The organism is Actinacidiphila sp. bgisy167 (assembly GCF_057707665.1).
The window spans coordinates 1-2,359 of record NZ_JBYIQP010000181.1; the positions used below are offsets into that span (position 1 = coordinate 1).

Consider the following 2,359-nt stretch of genomic DNA (forward strand, 5'->3'; position numbering starts at 1 on the left):
GTTGGCGAAGCCGCCCATGGGCTCAATGATCTCCAGGTTGGTTCCGTCAGGGTCGTTGAAGTAGGCGACCTTGGTGCCTAGGGCTTCGTCCGGGGTGACCTCGCCCTCGATGAAGGTGTAGTCATCGCCCAGGAAGTCGTAACCGGCCTCCTTCATCCGCTGATAGACCGCATCGAAGTCGTCGACCTTGAAGCACAGGTGCATGGAACCGGGGCGGTTCGCCTTGCCGTGTGTCCGCTTGCCCGCCGGCTCCGTGAACTGGATGAGGTCGATACCGAGCCCGTCGATGTTGATCGTCGCGTACCGCAGGTTCGCGACGGGCAGTCCCTGCGACTTACCGAACGGCACGCTGCTCATGGTTCCCTGGGCGACGGGTCCACGACCGGTCAGGGCCGTGTAGAACGCGATCGACACGTCCAGGTCCGAGACCGAGATCCCGGCGTGGGCGGCCTTCGTGAGGTTCATGGAAGTAGCGGCGACAGTCATGAGGGATCCTCCTTGAGTTCCTTGACAGGCATCACTGCCCTGGTACCCAGGTAACACGTCTTGTCACATCGTCGGATCAAGAACCCGAGCTCGCCTCAACGGGTTTCCGACCGCCGGGGGGTTGCTGAGGTTCCCCGCAGTGCGGGAGGAGCAATGCTCAAGACCTGTGGATCGGTTCCGGGAGGGCACGCGGAGGGCGTACCTTCCCGAATGATCCTTTGATGGTCACCGAGTAGGCCCGCGTTCGCAGCGCGGGTCGGGAAGGCACGCCCGTGCTCAGCGTAGTGAACGCCGACGGTTCCACCGAGTCCGGCTCCCTGATCGACGAGATCGTCCGCGAGGGGGCCCGGCGGATGCTTGCCGCCGCGCTGGAGGCTGAAGTCAACCAGTACATAGCCGAGTTGGCTGCCGAGACTGACGCGGCCGGGCGTCGCCTGGTGGTCCGCAACGGCCGTCACCGGCCCCGCACGGTCGTCACCGCCGCAGGTCCGGTCGAGGTCACGGCCCCACGTGTGAACGACAAGCGGGTCGACGCGGCCACCGGCGAGCGGATGCGGTTCTCCTCGAAGATCCTGCCGCCGTGGTGCCGCAAGTCGCCCAAGATCAGCGAGGTGCTGCCGCTGCTCTACCTGCATGGCCTGTCCTCGGGGGACTTCGTGCCCGCGCTGGAGCAGTTCCTCGGCTCGGCGGCCGGCCTGTCGCCGGCCACCGTGACCCGGCTGACGAAGCAGTGGAGCGACGATCACGCCGCCTTCCAGCAGCGCGACCTGTCCGAGTCCGACTACGTGTACGTGTGGGCGGACGGGGTGCACCCCAAGGTCCGGCTCGGGCAGGCACATTCCTGCGTCCTGGTGCTGATGGGTGTGCGCCTGGACGGCACCAAGGAACTGATCGCGCTGGCCGAGGGGCTGCGAGAGTCCACCGAGTCGTGGGCCGACCTGCTGCGCGACTGCCGCCGCCGGGGCATGCGCGATCCCGAGCTGGTCGTCGGCGACGGCGCGATGGGGCTGTGGAAGGCGCTCGCCGAGGTGTTCCCGGCCGCCCGCCACCAGCGCTGCTGGGTCCACAAGGCCCGCAATGTCACGAACGCCCTGCCGAAGTCCGCACAGCCGGGCGCGACGAAGGCGATGCAGGAGATCTACAACGCCGAGGACCGCGCCCATGCCGAGAAGGCGATCGAGGCGTTCGCGAAGACCTACGGCGCGAAATGGCCCAAGGCCGTAGCGAAGATCACCGACGACGCCGAGGAACTGCTGGCGTTCTACGACTTCCCGGCCGAGCACTGGATCCACCTGCGGACCACGAACCCGATCGAGTCGACCTTCTCCACGGTCAAGCTCCGCACCAAGGTCACCCGCGGCGCCGGAAGCCCAGCCGCAGCCCTCGCGATGGTCTTCAAACTCGTCGAATCCGCCCAGGCTCGCTGGCGCGCAATCCGCGGAGCCCACCTCGTCGCCCTGGTCCGCGCCGGCGCCACGTTCGAAAACGGCGTCCTGGTCGAGCGCGAGGAGGTCAGTGCGGCATGACCCGGCAGGTGAAACGCCCGCTGCTGTTCCTCGATGTCGACGGGCCACTTCTTCCGTTCGGCCTGAGCCCGCAGCGCGAGCCGAAAGACACAGGCCCCCACCCTCACCTGGCGCGACTCAACCCCAAGGTGGGGATTCGGCTGGCGGCGCTGCCGTGCGAACTGGTCTGGGCCACGACCTGGGAGGACGAGGCGAACGCCGAGGTGGCACCCCGGATCGGGCTGCCGCGGCTGCCCGTCGTGAACTGGCCGGAGCCATCCGCCGAGCATGAACACGAGGACCGGTGGTTCGGACTTCACTGGAAGACCCGGACCCTGGTGGAATGCGCAGCTGGCCGCTCGTTCGCG

Annotated in this window: 3 protein-coding genes; 2 read left to right on the forward strand and 1 reads right to left on the reverse strand. The window is 67.6% G+C overall.

Going from position 1 to position 2,359, the window contains the following annotated elements; genetic code table 11:
• On the reverse strand, positions 1 to 486 hold a 486-nt coding region (locus tag AC3ET4_RS30585; protein ID WP_431955190.1), incomplete at its 3' end, for a VOC family protein.
• A gap of 272 nt (positions 487 to 758) precedes the next feature.
• Here AC3ET4_RS30585 and AC3ET4_RS30590 point away from each other — a divergent pair.
• Together AC3ET4_RS30590 and AC3ET4_RS30595 are read left to right on the forward strand one after the other, a co-directional pair.
• A complete protein-coding gene (locus AC3ET4_RS30590; RefSeq protein ID WP_431955192.1) occupies positions 759 to 2,012 on the forward strand; it encodes an IS256 family transposase in 1,254 nt (417 codons plus the stop codon).
• Positions 2,009 to 2,359, forward strand: a 351-nt coding sequence (locus tag AC3ET4_RS30595; protein WP_431955194.1) for an HAD domain-containing protein, incomplete at its 3' end; no start/stop codon positions are given. The genes AC3ET4_RS30590 and AC3ET4_RS30595, both read left to right, overlap by 4 nt.